This is a genomic window from Paeniglutamicibacter psychrophenolicus (assembly GCF_030812255.1).
Lineage (GTDB): Bacteria > Actinomycetota > Actinomycetes > Actinomycetales > Micrococcaceae > Paeniglutamicibacter > Paeniglutamicibacter psychrophenolicus_A.
The window spans coordinates 1-15629 of sequence record NZ_JAUSSH010000026.1 but is presented as its reverse complement, the minus strand read 5'-3'; the positions used below and the strand labels follow the sequence as shown (position 1 = coordinate 15629).

The 15629-nt window shown below is 68.2% G+C and carries 16 protein-coding genes; 14 read left to right on the top strand and 2 right to left on the bottom strand.

What is annotated here, in order from left to right:
- Positions 1 to 168: 168 nt before the first annotated feature.
- The gene (locus J2T21_RS20655; protein ID WP_307584060.1) at positions 169 to 654 is read right to left on the bottom strand and encodes an inorganic diphosphatase; all 486 of its coding nucleotides are present in this window, start codon (positions 652 to 654) and stop codon (positions 169 to 171) included.
- A gap of 131 nt (positions 655 to 785) precedes the next feature.
- Between J2T21_RS20655 and dacB the strand changes: the two genes are divergently transcribed.
- From dacB to panC, 14 genes are all read left to right on the top strand, one after another.
- Entirely contained in the window at positions 786 to 2210 is a 1425-nt protein-coding gene (gene dacB / locus J2T21_RS20650; RefSeq protein WP_307584059.1) for a D-alanyl-D-alanine carboxypeptidase/D-alanyl-D-alanine endopeptidase, read from the top strand.
- A 91-nt stretch (positions 2211 to 2301) separates the two neighbouring features.
- Entirely contained in the window at positions 2302 to 3468 is a 1167-nt protein-coding gene (locus J2T21_RS20645) for a zinc-dependent metalloprotease (protein WP_307584058.1), read from the top strand.
- Positions 3469 to 3498: 30 nt separating this feature from the next.
- A complete protein-coding gene (gene tilS / locus J2T21_RS20640; protein WP_307584057.1) occupies positions 3499 to 4527 on the top strand; it encodes a tRNA lysidine(34) synthetase TilS in 1029 nt (342 codons plus the stop codon).
- Between the two features lie 157 nt (positions 4528 to 4684).
- Positions 4685 to 5236, top strand: coding sequence for a hypoxanthine phosphoribosyltransferase (hpt, locus tag J2T21_RS20635; RefSeq protein WP_113765026.1), 552 nt, complete (start codon positions 4685 to 4687; stop codon positions 5234 to 5236).
- A 243-nt stretch (positions 5237 to 5479) separates the two neighbouring features.
- A complete protein-coding gene (ftsH, locus tag J2T21_RS20630; RefSeq protein WP_307584056.1) occupies positions 5480 to 7459 on the top strand; it encodes an ATP-dependent zinc metalloprotease FtsH in 1980 nt (659 codons plus the stop codon).
- Positions 7460 to 7499: 40 nt separating this feature from the next.
- Positions 7500 to 8102, top strand: coding sequence for a GTP cyclohydrolase I FolE (gene folE, locus J2T21_RS20625; protein ID WP_307584061.1), 603 nt, complete (start codon positions 7500 to 7502; stop codon positions 8100 to 8102).
- A gap of 8 nt (positions 8103 to 8110) precedes the next feature.
- On the top strand, positions 8111 to 9028 hold the full coding sequence (folP, locus tag J2T21_RS20620; RefSeq protein ID WP_307584054.1) for a dihydropteroate synthase: 918 nt from the start codon (positions 8111 to 8113) through the stop codon (positions 9026 to 9028).
- A 20-nt stretch (positions 9029 to 9048) separates the two neighbouring features.
- The gene (gene folB / locus J2T21_RS20615; protein WP_307584053.1) at positions 9049 to 9417 is read left to right on the top strand and encodes a dihydroneopterin aldolase; all 369 of its coding nucleotides are present in this window, start codon (positions 9049 to 9051) and stop codon (positions 9415 to 9417) included.
- 5 nt (positions 9418 to 9422) lie between these two features.
- Complete coding sequence (folK, locus tag J2T21_RS20610) at positions 9423 to 9914, top strand: 2-amino-4-hydroxy-6-hydroxymethyldihydropteridine diphosphokinase (protein ID WP_307584052.1); 492 nt, start codon at positions 9423 to 9425, stop codon at positions 9912 to 9914.
- A gap of 4 nt (positions 9915 to 9918) precedes the next feature.
- Positions 9919 to 10419 carry a DUF3180 domain-containing protein gene (locus J2T21_RS20605; protein WP_307584051.1) on the top strand — a complete coding sequence of 167 codons (501 nt, stop codon included), beginning with the start codon at positions 9919 to 9921 and terminating at the stop codon, positions 10417 to 10419.
- On the top strand, positions 10400 to 10912 hold the full coding sequence (locus tag J2T21_RS20600; protein WP_307584048.1) for a PH domain-containing protein: 513 nt from the start codon (positions 10400 to 10402) through the stop codon (positions 10910 to 10912). The genes J2T21_RS20605 and J2T21_RS20600 overlap by 20 nt, the downstream gene beginning before the upstream one ends.
- A 14-nt stretch (positions 10913 to 10926) precedes the next feature.
- The gene (locus tag J2T21_RS20595; protein ID WP_307584047.1) at positions 10927 to 12483 is read left to right on the top strand and encodes a PH domain-containing protein; all 1557 of its coding nucleotides are present in this window, start codon (positions 10927 to 10929) and stop codon (positions 12481 to 12483) included.
- The gene (locus tag J2T21_RS20590; protein WP_307584046.1) at positions 12480 to 13367 is read left to right on the top strand and encodes a Rossmann-like and DUF2520 domain-containing protein; all 888 of its coding nucleotides are present in this window, start codon (positions 12480 to 12482) and stop codon (positions 13365 to 13367) included. The genes J2T21_RS20595 and J2T21_RS20590 overlap by 4 nt, the downstream gene beginning before the upstream one ends.
- A gap of 45 nt (positions 13368 to 13412) precedes the next feature.
- A complete protein-coding gene (gene panC, locus J2T21_RS20585) occupies positions 13413 to 14348 on the top strand; it encodes a pantoate--beta-alanine ligase (RefSeq protein WP_307584045.1) in 936 nt (311 codons plus the stop codon).
- Positions 14349 to 14367: 19 nt separating this feature from the next.
- On the opposite strand, the gene J2T21_RS20580 is transcribed toward panC, so the two are convergent.
- Positions 14368 to 15384, bottom strand: a complete 1017-nt coding sequence (locus tag J2T21_RS20580; protein ID WP_307584044.1) for an NAD(P)H-dependent flavin oxidoreductase — start codon at positions 15382 to 15384, stop codon at positions 14368 to 14370.
- Positions 15385 to 15629: the final 245 nt, after the last annotated feature.

Sequence of the window (15629 nt, the reverse complement as noted above, 5' to 3'; positions counted from 1 at the left end):
TTTCCATGGCACCAGTGTGCGCCGCGGGACGGCGGGGTGCGGACGGGTGCCGGGGGCCTGTGGATGCCGGGCGCGGCAGCATGTGCGGGAAAGCGAAAAGGTTGGGTCCGAAAATCGCGCCGGTGGCGCAACTTTCGGACCCAACCTTTGGGGATTGCCCCGGAGCGGTTAGGCCTGGGCCTTGAAGCGCTCGATCGAACGCTCGAGCTCGGCTTCGGCCGCTGCGCGGCCCTCCCAGCCCTCGGCCTTGACCCACTTGCCCGGTTCAAGGTCCTTGTAGCGCAGGAAGAAGTGCTCGATTTCCTTGATGAGCCAGCCGTCGAGGTCCTCGAACTCCTGGATGTGGTCGAAGCGCTTATCCGCAGGGACGCATATGAGCTTGGCGTCTCCGCCGCCGTCGTCGGTCATGTTGAAGACGGCGATCGGGCGGGACTCGACGACAACGCCCGGGAACAGGTCAACGCCCGGGATGAAGACCAGTGCGTCCAGCGGGTCGCCGTCTTCGCCCAGGGTGTCATCGAAGAAACCGTAGTGCGTCGGGTACTGCATGGAGGTGAAGAGAACACGATCCAGGCGCAGGCGGTGGGTCTCGTGGTCGATCTCGTACTTCACGCGCGATCCGGCTGGGATCTCGATGGTGACGTCATGGCTCATGAAAGGTCTCCTCGCTTTCGTGACCAGTGGCACGTCCGGAAGCGGGCGCATCCGATTGCCGTCTAGTCTTAGGTAACTGCGCTTAAGGGTATATGGCGCACGGGGACTACGACGATTTCTAAGGATGCCGGATGAAACAAGCGCTCCAATTCCTGCGCCTGGGTATTGCAGTGTTGGTTGCCGGCCTGGTGCTGGGCCTGGTGGCATTCTTTCTGGTCCCGGTGGCGTTCCCCGGCGCCGCCGCGGAGCCGGCCGCGGAGCCACGGGAACCCGCCTTGCTGGCCGCCGCCGACCCCACCGCACTGCCGCACCTTGACCCCGCGTCCCCGGCCCCAAGCCCGGCGGCACTGAAAGCCGTCCTGGATGCCGCGCTTTCCTCCGGCGGAGACGGCACCACGGTCACCGCGACCGTCATCGACGTGGCCGGCGGCGAGGAACTGTATTCACGCTCCGGCGGGCAACCGGGCATCCCCGCCTCGAGCCTGAAGGTGCTCACGGCCATCGCCGCCATCCAGGAAATCGGCGAGGACCACCGCTTCACCACCAAGACGATGCTCAAGGACCCGAACACCGTGGTGCTGGTCGGCGGGGGAGATGTGTTGCTGGGGGCCGGGGCCGGTTCGGCGTCGATCAGTGGCCGGGCCGGGCTGGGAACGCTGGCAGAACGCACGGCCACCGCGCTGCGCAAGGCGCGTGCCGCGGGCCAGGCGGGGGAGGCGGTGCGCATCGAGCTGGACGAGTCGCTCTTTGCCGGTGCGGCGCTGAACCCCGACTGGGACGCTTCGCTGGTGACCACGCACAACATCTCCCCGATCTCGCCGATCGCCATGTACGGGGCCCGCGCCACCCGGGATGCGAAGGCGGCACGGGTCGCCGATCCGGGCATGCATGCCGCAACGGTGTTTGCCAAGGAGCTTCGGGCCGCCGTGGCCGCGGCCGGGGGCGGGATGCAGGTTGCCGCCAAGGTGGTGCGGACCGGGTCCGGAACCCCGGGCACCGAGCTGGCGTCGGTGGCCTCGGCGACCGTCGGGGAGCAGGTGCGGTTCATGCTGGAGGTCTCGGACAACTACGTCGCCGAGGTGCTGGGGCGGCTGGTGGCCGTAGCCCGGGAGCAGCCCGGGGACTATTCCCACGGGGCGGCCGCCGTGGCGCAAACCATCGCCGGGCTGGGCATCGACACCACCGGCATGCACCTGGTGGACACCTCCGGGCTGGCCGGGGTCACCCGGGTCGCGCCGCTGACCCTGGCCCGCGCCCTGGAATACGCCGCCACCTCCGAGCACGCCGCACTGCGCAACCTCAGCTACCGGCTGCCGGTCGCCGGTGCCACCGGAACCCTGGCCTCGCGGCTGGGTTCCGGCGGCACCCGCGGGGTGGTGCGCGCCAAGACCGGATCGCTCATGGAGGTCTCCAGCCTCAGCGGGCTCACCGTGACCCGGGACGGGCGGGTGCTGGCCTTCTCCTTCTTCGTGCACACCAACGACCGGACCATCGCGCCGCACAAGGGCCTGCTCGATGCGGCCGCGGCGGCGCTGACCGGCTGCGGCTGCCGCTGAACCCTCCAACCCGGCCCGCCGCCGCGCCAGGGATTTTTTGCCCAGCGCGCAATCCCGCCGCACGGGCCAAAAGCGTGATGGGATGGAAGGCATGGACACCACCGATTTCCGGCTGATCAATTGGGACCTCGCCGCCACCACCGCGGCCAAGCTGGTTGGCGCCGGCCCGGTCCTCACCCCCGCACAGATTGCCGAGGTCGTCGCGGACCTGCGCGCCAAGGCCGACGAATCGGTCGGGCACGTGCACCGGATCACCGGTCTTGAGGCCGCCGCAGACCTGCGCGATTCGCAGGTGCTCATCGTCGATCGGCCCGGCTGGGCCAAGGCGAACACCCAAAGCTTCGAGGCGATGCTGGCCCCGGCCATGGAGCACCTGGCCAAGACGCGCGGGGAGAAGATTTCCGAGGCCACCCAGGTGCTCTCCGCCACCGCGACCGGCGTGGAGATGGGCGCGATCCTTGCCTTCATGTCTTCCAAGGTCCTGGGCCAGTACGACCCCTTCGCGGGGCTGCTGCGCGATGACCTGCCGGCCGGCGGGCGGCTGATGCTGGTGGCGCCGAACATCGTGGCGATCGAACGGGAACTGAAGGTCGATGTCGACGACTTCCGGCTCTGGGTCACCCTGCACGAGCAGACCCACCGGGTGCAGTTCGCCGCCGCCCCGTGGCTGCGGGCGCACCTGCAGTCCAAGATTGCCGAGCTGCTGGCCTCGCTGCTGGCCGAGCCCGAGGCGCTGGGCGAGCGGCTGCGCGCCGCCGCCTCCGACGTCATCCGCGGGAAGAAGACGCTGGACAAGACAGCCGACACGAAAGGAACGGCCGACGACTTCGCCTCCGGCGGCGGGTTGCTGGCCGGCCTGCGCACCGGGGAGCAAAAGGCGATCCTCTCGCACATCACCGCGGTGATGTCGCTGCTCGAGGGCCACGCCAACGTGGTGATGGACGCTGTGGATTCCTCCATCGTGCCCAGCGTGCGCACCATCCGCCAGCGCTTCGGCTCCCGCGGCAAGGACCGTTCGGCGCTGGAAAAATGGCTGCGCAAGCTGCTGGGGCTGGACGCGAAGATGCGCCAGTACGCCGACGGGCAGCGCTTCGTCACCCGGGCCGTGAAGCTCATGGGCATGGAGGGCTTCAACAAGGTCTGGGAGGGTCCGGAAAACCTTCCCACCGAGCACGAGGTGCACCACCCCGAGCAATGGGTGGCACGCATGGAAGGCGCCGGCACCGCTGCCGGGACCGAAACACCCCACAACAACTAGGAACAACCCCTCCGGGGGAGAGGCAGGTCGATGGGCGGGAAGCTGCCGCGCGTGCTGGCCGAGGCCCGCAACGCGATCCGTGCCATGGTGCCCCGGGGTGCAAGCGTACTGGTGGCCTGCAGCGGCGGGGCGGACTCGCTGGCGCTGGCCGCAGCGGCCGCGTTCCTGCACCGCAAGGGCGAGATCCGCGCCGGTGCCCTCATCGTGGACCACGGCATGCAGGAAGGCAGCGACCTGGTGGCGCAGCGGGCCGCGGACCAGTGCCGCACCCTGGGCCTGGACCCGGTGCTGGTGCTCGAGGTCCGGGTGGCCGGCGGCAGCGAGCAAGCGGCCCGTTCCGCCCGCTATGCGGCCTTCGAGCAAGGCCTGAGGCAGACCGGGTCCGACCATGTGCTGCTCGGCCATACCCTCGACGACCAGGCAGAACAGGTGCTGCTCGGGTTGGGGAGGGGATCCGGGACACTCTCGCTGGCCGGGATGCCGGCGGCCCGCGGGCCCTACCTGCGCCCGCTGCTGTCCCTGTCCCGGGCGGACATCGAGGAGATCTGCCGGCACGAGGGCCTCGCCTACTGGGAAGACCCGACCAACACCGATCCGCGCTACCTGCGCAACCGGGTGCGGCACGAGCTGATGCCGGTGCTGCGGGAGGTGCTGGGCGAATCCATCCCCGCCGCGTTGGCGCGGACCGCGGCGCTGGCGCGCGCCGACGCGCAGTACCTCGACGGGTTGGCGCTAACCGCGCTGGACGATGCCGCGCTGCCGGTCGCCGCGGACCGGCCAGCCGCGGTGCCCAGGCTCGACCTCGAACGCCTGCGCGCGCTGCCCGGCCCCCTGCGCTCGCGCGTGCTGCGCCTGGCCGTGGCCCGCCTGGGCGCACCGGTGCCCGACTTCGAACGCCTGGCCGCGCTTGACGCCCTGGTGTGCGGCTCGGTCTCGGCCGGCCCCGTCCAGCTCGAGGGCCCGGTGTACGCCACCCGCGTCGCCGGGACCCGGCTGCCCGCTGGCGCCCGGGCGCACCTGCGGCTGGATGCCACGGCCCTGCCGCACCCCGGATCGTGAGAATTGCCTCACATTCGAGGCTTCGCCTGCCGCCAAGACGCGGCAAGACCCAGGTGCCGCACTCCCCACCGCGCTCCAGACTGTGGCACTCTAGACCGTGGGTAGAAACGCCCTCCCCTCGACCGGTCTATTGCCGACCCCAGAACCAGGAGCCCTCGTGGATTCGAAAGATGTCAGCGCCGATTTGGCGCATGTCCTCTACACCAAGGAAGAAATCCAGGCCAAGATCGATGAGCTTGCCGCCCGGATCGACGCCGACTACGAAGGCCGGGACATCCTGGTTGTCGGCGTGCTCAAGGGTGCCGTGATGGTCATGGCCGACCTGGTCCGTGCCCTGCACTCCCACGTGACCATGGACTGGATGGCGGTTTCCTCCTACGGTTCGGGCACCCAGTCCTCCGGCGTCGTGCGGATCCTCAAGGACCTCGACACCGACCTTTTGGGCAAGCACGTGCTGATCGTCGAGGACATCATCGACTCCGGCCTGACCCTGTCCTGGCTGCTGGCCAACCTGCAGTCCCGCGGCCCCGCCTCGGTGGAAATCTGCACCCTGCTGCGCAAGCCGGAGGCCGCCAAGGTGGAGATCGACGTGAAGTACGTCGGCATGGAGATCCCCAACGAATTCGTTGTCGGCTACGGCCTGGACTTTGACGAGCGCTACCGCAACCTGGACTTCATCGGGACCCTGGCCCCGCACGTCTACCAGTAGCGGGCAGCAGCCCAGCCTTCCGCCGCATCACGCACCAAAATGCCGTGCGCCATGGCCGTTTCCGGTTCCCCGGGGGCGGCCATCGGTGTTCTTACGCCCAAAGGGGAACTTATCGCCTGGCCCATCCGTGGGTACCGAAGAGGGCGTTTACTTATTAACGTGTAGCAAGATACCGGCGTCGCCCAAGACGCCCGGGCCGGCATGGGCCCGAAAGCAGGAGGGATGGGGAGGGACCCCCAATCAATGAACGCGAAAAAGATCTTTAACAGCTGGATCGTCTGGGTGCTGTTGGGCGCCGCGGTGCTGCTGATTTTCCTGCCGACGCTCTTGGGTGGCAACTCCGGGCGCATCGACACCTCCCTGGGCATGCAGTTGCTCAAGGACGACAAGGTCTCCGAGGCGAAGATCTTCGACGGCGAGCAGCGCGTGGACCTCACGCTGAAGCAGCCGCTGAACATCGACGGCGCGGACAAGGGAAAGAACGTCTCGTTCTTCTACTCCATCCCGCGCGGAACCCAGGTCGTTGACGCGGTCAACGAAGCCAACCTGACCGGCTACACCGACCAGCCCGTGCAGAACAACTGGTTCACCTCGATGCTGGGCTTCATGATCCCGATGATCCTGATCGTCGGCCTTTTCTGGTTCATCCTGTCCCGTTCCCAGGGCGGCGGATCCAAGGTCATGCAGTTCGGCAAGTCCAAGGCGAAGCTGATCACCAAGGACATGCCCCAGGTGACGTTCGTCGACGTGGCAGGTGCCGAGGAAGCCGTGGAGGAACTCCACGAAATCAAGGAATTCCTGCGCGAACCGGGCAAGTTCCAGGCCGTCGGCGCCAAGATCCCCAAGGGCGTGCTGCTCTACGGCCCTCCGGGCACCGGCAAGACCCTGCTGGCCAAGGCCGTTGCGGGCGAGGCCGGAGTCCCGTTCTACTCGATCTCCGGCTCGGACTTCGTGGAGATGTTCGTCGGCGTCGGCGCCTCGCGTGTCCGCGACCTCTTCGAGCAGGCCAAGAACAACTCCCCGGCCATCATTTTCGTTGACGAAATCGATGCGGTGGGCCGCCACCGCGGCGCCGGCATCGGCGGCGGCAACGACGAGCGCGAGCAGACCCTCAACCAGCTCCTGGTCGAAATGGACGGCTTCGACGCCACCACCAACGTCATCCTGATCGCCGCGACCAACCGCGCCGACGTGCTTGACCCGGCACTGCTGCGCCCGGGCCGCTTCGACCGCCAGATCCCGGTGGAGGCACCGGACATGATCGGCCGCGAGCAGATCCTCAAGGTCCACGCCCAGGGCAAGCCGATGGCCACCAATGTGGACCTGAAGGCCGTGGCGAAAAAGACGCCGGGTTACACCGGCGCCGACCTGGCCAACGTGCTCAACGAGGCCGCGCTGCTCACCGCCCGCTCCAACGCCCAGCTGATCGACGACCGCGCCCTGGACGAGGCCATCGACCGCGTCATGGCCGGCCCGCAGAAGCGCAGCCGGCTGATGAAGGAACACGAGCGCAAGATCACCGCGTACCACGAGGGTGGACACGCCCTGGTGGCCGCGGCCATGCGCCAGACCGCACCGGTCACCAAGGTCACCATCCTGCCGCGCGGCCGCGCCCTGGGCTACACCATGGTGGTCCCGGACGACGACAAGTACTCTGTGACCCGCAACGAGCTGCTCGATCAGATGGCCTACGCCATGGGCGGGCGCGTCGCGGAGGAAATCGTCTTCCACGACCCCTCCACCGGCGCCTCCAACGACATCGAAAAGGCCACCGCCACCGCCCGCGCCATGGTCACCGACTACGGCATGAGCGAACGCATCGGCGCCGTGAAGCTGGGTTCCTCCTCCGGGGATGCCATGTACGGTCAAGCGGCAAGCCGCAACTACTCGGACGCCATGGCCAACGTGGTCGACGAGGAGGTCCGCGCGCTGATCGACACCGCGCACGACGAGGCCTACGCCGCGCTGACGGAGAACCGCCACGTGCTCGACCGCCTGGCTTTGGCCTTGCTCGAGCACGAAACGCTGAACCAGAAGGAAATCGAAGAGATCTTCCACGACCTCATCAAGCGCCCGGAGCGCGAGGTCTGGCTGAGCAAGGATTCCCGCCCGGTGCACGCTGCCGGACCGGTGCTTTCGGCGAAGGAAATCGCCTCCGAGGCGGCCGAAAACGGCGCTGCGGAAGCAGCCGACGGCACCTCGGGCGCTCCGGCCGGCGCGTAACCCAACGCACACACCAGCTAGGATCGGAAGCGTGAACGAGATCGATCAATTTGAAGACGACAGCGCCCAGGGCACCAGCGGCGTGGACCTGGTCCGCATCGAAAAGGCCGTGCGGGAGATCCTCTACGCCATTGGCGAGGACCCGGACCGCGACGGCCTGGTGGAAACGCCCAAGCGCGTGGCCAAGGCCTACGGCGAGTTCTTCGCCGGCCTGCACCAGGACCCGGCCGACCACCTGGCCACCACCTTCGACATCGAGCATGACGAATTGGTGCTGGTGAAGGACATCCCCTTCTATTCGACCTGCGAACACCACCTGGTGCCGTTCCACGGCACCGCACACGTCGGCTACATCCCCGGCCCCGAGGGCAAGGTCACGGGACTGAGCAAGCTGGCCCGCCTGGTGGAGGTCTTCGCCAAGCGCCCGCAGGTCCAGGAGCGGTTGACCACCCAGATCGTCGAGGCGCTCATGGAGCACCTGAACCCGCGCGGGGCGATGGTCGTCATCGAGTGCGAACACATGTGCATGTCCATGCGGGGCGTCCGCAAGCCGGGCGCCAAGACCGTCACCAGCGCGGTGCGTGGCCAGCTTCGCGAGCCCGCCACCCGCGCCGAGGCCATGAGCCTCATTCTCGGAAAGTAGGAAACCCCATGTCGCTTGGAGCGATCCCCGGAACCGGCCCGGCCACCAGCCCGCTGCCGGTCATCAAGAAATCAACGGCCCGCACCATGGCCGACCTGCCCGTTGGCCGCACCCTGGTCATGGGCATCCTGAACATCACCGAGGATTCCTTTTCCGACGGAGGCAAGTACGCCACCGCGGACGAGGCCATCGGCCACGGACTGCGCATGCACTACGGCGGCGCGGACATCATCGACGTCGGCGGGGAATCCACCCGCCCCGGCGCCGAGCCGGTGGACCCGGCCGTGGAACAGGCCCGGATCCTTCCGGTCATCACGGCGCTGGCCAAGGCCGGGGCGATCATCTCGGTCGACACCATGCACACCTCCACCGCCCGCGCTGCCCTGACCGCCGGCGCGCACATCGTCAACGACGTCTCCGGGCTCACCCACGAGGCAGACATGCCCGCGCTGATTGCCGAAACCGGTGCCCCCTACGTGCTGATGCACCGTCGCGGGGACGCCGCCTCGATGACCACCGAGGCGAACTACACCGACGTCGTGTCCGAGGTCATCGAGGAACTGCTCGCGCTGCGCGAGACGTTCCTTGCCGCCGGGGTCGCCTCCGAGCAGCTGATCCTGGACCCGGGGCTCGGCTTCGCCAAGGACCACGAACACAACTGGGAGCTGCTGCGCGCCCTGGACCGCTTCACCGCCCTGGGCCACCGCGTGCTGGTGGGCACCAGCCGCAAGCGCTTCCTTGGCGCGCTGCTGACCGTCGATTCCAAGCCCGCGGTCCCCACGGCCCGCGATGCCGCCACCGCGGCAACCAGCGCCCTGGCCGCGGCCAACGGAGCCTGGGGGGTGCGCGTGCACGATGTGCCCGGCAACCTGGATGCCGTGAAGGTCGCGACCGCCTGGTCCGCGGCCCGCGTCCCGGCACTCTAGGAAACGGGCGGGGCAGCAGCATGCGCACGGACACCATCACCCTGTCGGGCATCACCGCCATCGGGCACCACGGCGTCTTCGAGCACGAGAAGCGCGACGGACAGCCGTTCACCCTCGACGTGGTCCTGCACACCGACATCCGCAAGGCAGCGGCCAGCGACAACGTCGCCGACACCGCCCACTACGGGGAGCTCGGGGAGCTGGTGGTCGCCCAGATCCAGGACGGACCATGGGACCTGATCGAGACCCTGGCGGAAAAGACCGCCGCGGCGATCCTGGCCGCCTTCGGCACGGTCTCGGGAGTCGAGGTCATCGTGCACAAGCCCAAGGCCCCGATCACCGTGACCTTTTCCGACGTCACCATCCACATTTACCGCGAACGGGAGTGAGTTCGATGGTTTCCTGCATCCTTGCCCTGGGCTCCAATCTGGGTGAACGTGCCGGAACGCTGCAGGCCGCGGTCTCCTCCCTGGCCGCCACCGAGGGCATCGAGCTGGTGCGCGTCTCGGACACCGCGGTGACCAGGCCCGTGGGCGGGCCAGAGGGGCAACCCGACTTCCTGAACCTGGTGCTGCGCATCGAAACCACCTTGGCCCCGCGCCGGCTGCTGGCCACCTGCCAGCAGATCGAGGCGGCGCACCACCGCACCCGCGAGGTCCGCTGGGGTCCGCGCACCCTGGACATCGACGTGATCACCTACGGGGAAGAAACCAGCTCGGACCCGGTGCTGACGTTGCCGCACCCGCGGGCCGCGGAACGCGGCTTCGTGCTGCTGCCGTGGTCCTGGATGGAACCGGACGCGCAGCTGTCCGGGATCCCGGTCACCACGCTTGCCGCCGCCGCGGCCGACACCCCCGACATCGTCCGCGTCGAAGCGGGGGCCTAGGGCCATGAATTCCTTGCGGCCGTTGTGGGTCTTCACCGTGCTGGTCATCGGGGTGGTTGCCGGCTATGCCCTGCAGATCATTGCCACGACCCGCGGCTACCCGGTGCCGGTGCTGCACTGGACCTCCCTGGTGACCATGGGGGCCGCCTGCCTGCTCACCCTGGTCATGGGCATTCGCATCAAGCTGTACACCAGCGGGCGGACCAAGAAACGCGTGAACCCGATTGCCGCGGCCCGCACCCTGGTGCTGGCGCAGGCCAGCGTGTATGCCGGATCCACGATCGCCGGATGGCACGCCGGGATCCTGCTGGGCCTGCTCACGGCCGGCGGAATGGGTTCCGCGGCGGTGAAATCATCCTTGGTGATGATCGGTGGCGCGCTGGTGATGGTTATCGTGGGATGGGTTGTGGAACAGTTCTGCAAGCTGCCCCCGGAAGATCCATCGGACCCGGCGGCCAAGACCAAGGGCAAGGACGAGGAAGGCTATGCGGCAGGAACCAATTGACCCGGCCGGGATCCAATGGACACGCGTGTCCCCCAGCTACGCGAAGGTCCGCATGGTGGGTTGGGCCATTGGCGCGTTGATCACGCTGCTGGTGCTCAGCGTCCCGCTGGTCCTGGTGCTGACCGGGGTGTGGGACGGCTTCCCGCTGTGGCTGGCGATCGCCGCCCCCGCGGTGTTGCTGGCCGTCGAGATCACGCGCCTGGTGCTGATCCCCCGCCAGGTCGCCGCGATCGGCTACGCCGAACGCGAGGACGACCTGCTGGTGCGCCACGGGCTGATGTTCCAGAAGGTGCTGGTGGTCCCCTACGGCCGGATGCAGTTCGTCGACGTGGCCGTGGGCCCGATCGACCGGATGCTGGGGCTGTGCAAGGTCAAGCTGCACACCGCGGCGGCCGATGCCACCGCGGAGATCCCCGGCTTGCCGGTGGCCGAGGGCACGCGCCTGCGCGAGCAGCTTGCCGCCCGCGGGGAATCGCGATTGGCCGGGCTGTGACTCCCGGGCGGTCCGTGCCGAACCCCGGTCCCGGGGAAACCGACGGTCAGGAAACCCCGACGGCGCCGTGGCACCGTGTGCACCCGGTTTCCCCGTTGGTGCGCGGCTGGATCGCGGTGGTGGCCATCGCCTTCGTCTACGGCCAGAACACCTTGTCCTCCTTCTTCGGCGAGGAGGAGCCGAACCCCGGTCCCGACTTCATTTCCGGGACCCCGCTGATGGTTTCGCTGCTGGTCGGCGCCGGCATCCTGCTGCTGATCCTGCTGGGCTTCTTCGGCACCTGGTGGTTCACCAAGTACCAGATCACCGATCGCCACGTAAACGTGAACACCGGCATGGTCTTCCGCCAGCAGCGCCAGGCCCGCATCGACCGGGTCCAGTCGATCGACATCGCCCAGCCGTTGGTGGCCCGGATCTTCGGGCTTGCCGAGCTGCGCTTCGACGTCGCGGACTCGGGCTCCGCTGCGATGAACCTGGCCTTCGTGAAACTCTCCGAGGCGCACCAGCTGCGCAACGAGATCCTGGCCCGCGCCGCCGGGCTGAAGACGCCCGCGCCCCCGGCACCCCCGCTTCCCGCACAGACTGATGCGGTCACGGTCGCGGGGCAGCCACCGGATCCGACGGCACCGCAGGAAGCGGCCGTCCAGGCCCCGGCACCGGGATACGCCTCGGTTTCCGCCTCGCTGGCCGCCAGCGAGCGCGTGGTCGCCGTGGTGCCCACGGGCCGGCTCATCGGGTCCATCCTGCTGCGCCCCTCGACCATCTTGATGGTGCTGGGCATCATCGGGCTGGGCATCGCCATGTCCGCCATCGAGGGGTTCGCCCCCTTCTACCTGCTGCCGGCGTTCCTGGGCATGGCCGGCGCGCTGTGGAACAACCTGAACACCGGCTACAACTTCAAGGCCGCCACCAGCGCGGACGGGCTGCGCCTGGGCTACGGGCTGCTGGACACCCGACACCAGACGGTGCCGCCGGGCAGGGTCCAGGCCATCAAGGTCACCGCCCCCTTCTTCTGGCGGCCGTTGGGCTGGTACCGGGTGGCGGTGAACGTCGCGGGCATCGGCGGCGGGGCGGCCAACGACGCCGAACAACGCAGCGTGCTGCTGCCGGTGGGCAGCTACGAGGACGTCCTGGCGGTGCTCTCGGTGGTGCTACCGGCCCCGGGCGTTGCCGCTCCGCGCGACTTCTTTGCCGCCGCCATCAATGGCTCCGGCACCGAGGGCGGGTTCGTCGTGTCCCCGCCGCGGGTCCGCCCGCTCTCGCCGCTGGCATACAAGCGGCAGGGCTACGCGCTGACCGACACCGCACTGGTGGCACGCAACGGGGCGCTGCACCGCACCATCGCCATCGTGCCGCACGCCCGCACCCAGGGCCTGCGGCTGAGCCAGGGCCCGTTGGCCAGGCGCTTCGGGGTGGTGGACCTGTCCCTGGCCACGATCGCCGGGCCCGTGGTGCCGCTGGTGCACCAGCTCGATGTCGCCTCGGGCCGGGAACTGTTCCTGGAACAGGCCGACCGCGCCGCGGCGGCACGCAGGCAAACCGATTCAAACCACTGGCTGGGGGACGCATGAGAAGCACGGGCAAGCCGGGACGGCTGGGGGTCGGGGTCATTGGCGCGGGGAAGGTCGGCGCCGTGCTCGGTGCAGCGCTGCGTGCAGCCGAGCACCAGATCGTTGGCGTCCATGCGGTTTCCGATGCCTCGCTCGAGCGCGCGGAAATGCTGCTGCCCGGCGTGCCGGTGCTGCAGATCCCCGAGATCCTGCGCCGTGCCGAACTGGTCATCCTGGCGGTTCCCGACGATGCGCTGGCGGATTTGGTCTCCGGACTGGCCGTGGCCGGGCACTGGCAGGCCGGACAGCTGGTGCTGCACACCGCCGGGCGCTACGGCACCGAGGTGCTCGCCCCGGCCACGGCGGCCGGCGCCATCGGACTGGCCGTGCACCCGGCCATGACCTTCACCGGGATGAGCATGGACCTGGAGCGGCTGGCCGACTGCGTCTTCGGGGTCAGCGCCTCGAACATGGTCCTGCCCATCGCCCAGGCGCTCGTGGTGGAAATGGGCGGGGAGCCGGTGGTGATCGCCGAGGAGGACCGGGTGAAATACCATGCTGCCCTGTCCCACGCCTCGAACCACCTGGTGACCGTGGCCGGGCAATCGGCCGGAATCCTGGCCGGCATCGGCGTCGAACAACCCGAGCGGATGCTCTCGGCGCTCATGCGCGCCTCGCTGGAAAATGCGCTGGCCTCCGGGGAAGGCGCCTTGACCGGGCCGGTGGCCCGCGGGGATGTGCACACCATTGCCGCGCACCGCGCCGCGCTCTCGGACCCATCGATCACCGAGGACACCCGGGAGGGATACCTGGCGATGAGCCGGGCAACCGCGCTGCGCGCCCACGCCCGCGGCCTGATCAGCAGCCAAACCCTCGAGGGGATCCTGGGCGCGCTGGGAAAGTAGGACCGACGGCCACCGGCCACGACGTCCCAAAGCTAAGCTGGGATGGTGAGCACACCAGCAAATTCCGCCAGCCGCGCACCCCGCATCGTCCGTACCGCCGCCGAGCTCTCGGCGGCCATTGCCCAGGCGCTCGAAGCGCCGGCACCGGGAAACCACCCGGCGACCCTGGGGCTGGTGCCCACCATGGGGGCCCTGCATTCGGGGCACGAATCGCTGGTGTCCACCGCCCGGGAGCAAAACGACGTGCTGGTGGTCAGCATCTTCGTCAACGAACTGCAGTTCAATGACCGGGCCGACTTCGACCGCTACCCGCGCACCCTGGAGGCCGACGTCGAGATCCTGGCCCGGGCCGGGGCCGACATCGTCTTTGCCCCCGAGGTGTCGACGGTCTATCCCGACGGCCGTCCGCTGGTCAAGCTCGATTCCGGTGCCCTGGGCGAGAAGTTCGAGGGCGCTTCGCGTCCCGGCCACTTCGACGGGATGCTTGCGGTGGTTGCCAAGCTGCTGCACTTCTGTATGCCGCCGGCCACGTTGGGGGTCCCCGTTGCCTACCGTGCCTACTTCGGACAGAAGGATGCCCAGCAGCTGGTGCTGATCAACCGCATGGTGGCGGACCTGAACTTCCCGGTGGAGATCCGCTCGGTGCCGATCATCCGCAGCGCCGAGGGCCTGGCGCTATCCAGCAGGAACCAGTTCCTCAGCAAGGAACAGGCGGAGGCGGCCCTGGTGATCCACCGGGCGCTGAATCTGGTCAAGGGGCGGGCCGACCGCCATGAACCGCTGTACCTGGAGGACGCCGCGGGGCTCTTCGAGATGGAACCGCTGGTGGAGCTGGACTACTTCGAACTTGTCGACCCGCGCACCTTGCAGGAGCTGGCCTTCAACTGCCAGGACACCCCGTTTACCGGGGAAGGCTTGCTGCTGGTTGCGGCGAAGATCGGCGAAGTCCGGTTGATCGACAACATGACGCTGGGCTACTGAGCACAAAGAACCGTGCTCGCTAGGCGGTCTTCCAGCGTTGGGACGCCTGCTGCAGTATCGAGCGGAAGCGGGCAAGGTCCGCAACGATTTCCGCGGCGCTTTGGCCTGCGGCGGAGAGTCCTGCCGATTGGCCGGCATAGACCGGAGCCAAGGACAGGTCGGCCTTCGCCCGGGCTTCGTTGATCGAATTGGTCAGGGCATCGCTTGCATCGACCGTGGCACTGAGCGCCTCGAGGTCTTCGGCCCAGTTGTCGCTGAATTCGTTGCGCAGGGCCCGGCCGCCGTATTCCACCGGCCAATCAATTCTCTGGGCGATGTCGAAGGCCCGTGTGTAGATGGTGTCGTCGATTTCGGCGGCCCCGATTGCATCCTTGATGTTCCGGTGGCTCATCGATTCCGTGGCCGCGGCAAAGCGCGTGCCGATCCAGGCCGCCGAAGCCCCTGCACCCAGGACGGCCGCCACTCCGGCTGCCGTGGCCAGTCCGCCTGCTGCGATCACCGGCTTGTTGGTCTTTTCCAAGGCCAGTTGCAGCAGGGGGAGCGTGGAGACTTCGTTCCGGCCGTGGCCCCCGCCCTCGTTCCCGCGGCAGATCACTACGTCGATGTCGTCCTCAAGCGCACGAGACAGTTCGGCCGCATTGCCTACCTGCATCCCGGTCAAGGCTCCGGATTCATGGACCAATGCGGCAGCAGGGCCCGGTTCGCCGAAGCTGATGCAGACGAAGGATGGACCGTGTTCCAGGACATGCTCCAGGGGATCGAGGTTCTTGTCCAAGACCCAGGCCATCAGACCGGCACCCCAGGGGTGCCCCGACGAAGCCGCAATCCCTGCCTCGCCATCGATCCACTTCTTGGTGGCGTTTCCACCGATGCCCAGCATGCCAAAACCGCCCGCTGTCGACACGGCCGCGGCCAATGCGCCGCCGGCAGCCCCGGCCATGGAGGCATTGAAGATGGGCTCGGCATAACCAAGTACCTGCTGCAGTTTGTTGGCGGGATGGATGCTGACCGCTGTGTTCTTTGGAAGTTCAGGCATGTTTTTCAGTCTAGGACTGATGCGGCACAGTCGATGTGATGCAGCGCTCAAAGGTCGATATTGGCGAAATACGGGAATTTTCGGGCGAAAACCCGGAATGGTCCCCGCGTTTCCGCGGTTCCCGGTGTCTGGATGGTGCAGGAGGCGCCCGTTTGGACATTCGGGCGGGTTGCGCGTAGAGTTGTTTCTCGCACCGAGCCCCGCAGCGTAGCCCGAAAGGGAGAGCAGCGGAAGGCGGATGCAAA

Coding starts and splice junctions, on each gene's coding strand:
- J2T21_RS20655 (WP_307584060.1), bottom strand. CDS start 654: ATGAGCCATGACGTCACCATCGAGATCCCAGCCGGATCGCGCGTGAAG.
- dacB (WP_307584059.1), top strand. CDS start 786: ATGAAACAAGCGCTCCAATTCCTGCGCCTGGGTATTGCAGTGTTGGTT.
- J2T21_RS20645 (WP_307584058.1), top strand. CDS start 2,302: ATGGACACCACCGATTTCCGGCTGATCAATTGGGACCTCGCCGCCACC.
- tilS (WP_307584057.1), top strand. CDS start 3,499: ATGGGCGGGAAGCTGCCGCGCGTGCTGGCCGAGGCCCGCAACGCGATC.
- ftsH (WP_307584056.1), top strand. CDS start 5,480: ATGAACGCGAAAAAGATCTTTAACAGCTGGATCGTCTGGGTGCTGTTG.
- folP (WP_307584054.1), top strand. CDS start 8,111: ATGTCGCTTGGAGCGATCCCCGGAACCGGCCCGGCCACCAGCCCGCTG.
- folB (WP_307584053.1), top strand. CDS start 9,049: ATGCGCACGGACACCATCACCCTGTCGGGCATCACCGCCATCGGGCAC.
- folK (WP_307584052.1), top strand. CDS start 9,423: ATGGTTTCCTGCATCCTTGCCCTGGGCTCCAATCTGGGTGAACGTGCC.
- J2T21_RS20605 (WP_307584051.1), top strand. CDS start 9,919: ATGAATTCCTTGCGGCCGTTGTGGGTCTTCACCGTGCTGGTCATCGGG.
- J2T21_RS20600 (WP_307584048.1), top strand. CDS start 10,400: ATGCGGCAGGAACCAATTGACCCGGCCGGGATCCAATGGACACGCGTG.
- J2T21_RS20590 (WP_307584046.1), top strand. CDS start 12,480: ATGAGAAGCACGGGCAAGCCGGGACGGCTGGGGGTCGGGGTCATTGGC.
- J2T21_RS20580 (WP_307584044.1), bottom strand. CDS start 15,384: ATGCCTGAACTTCCAAAGAACACAGCGGTCAGCATCCATCCCGCCAAC.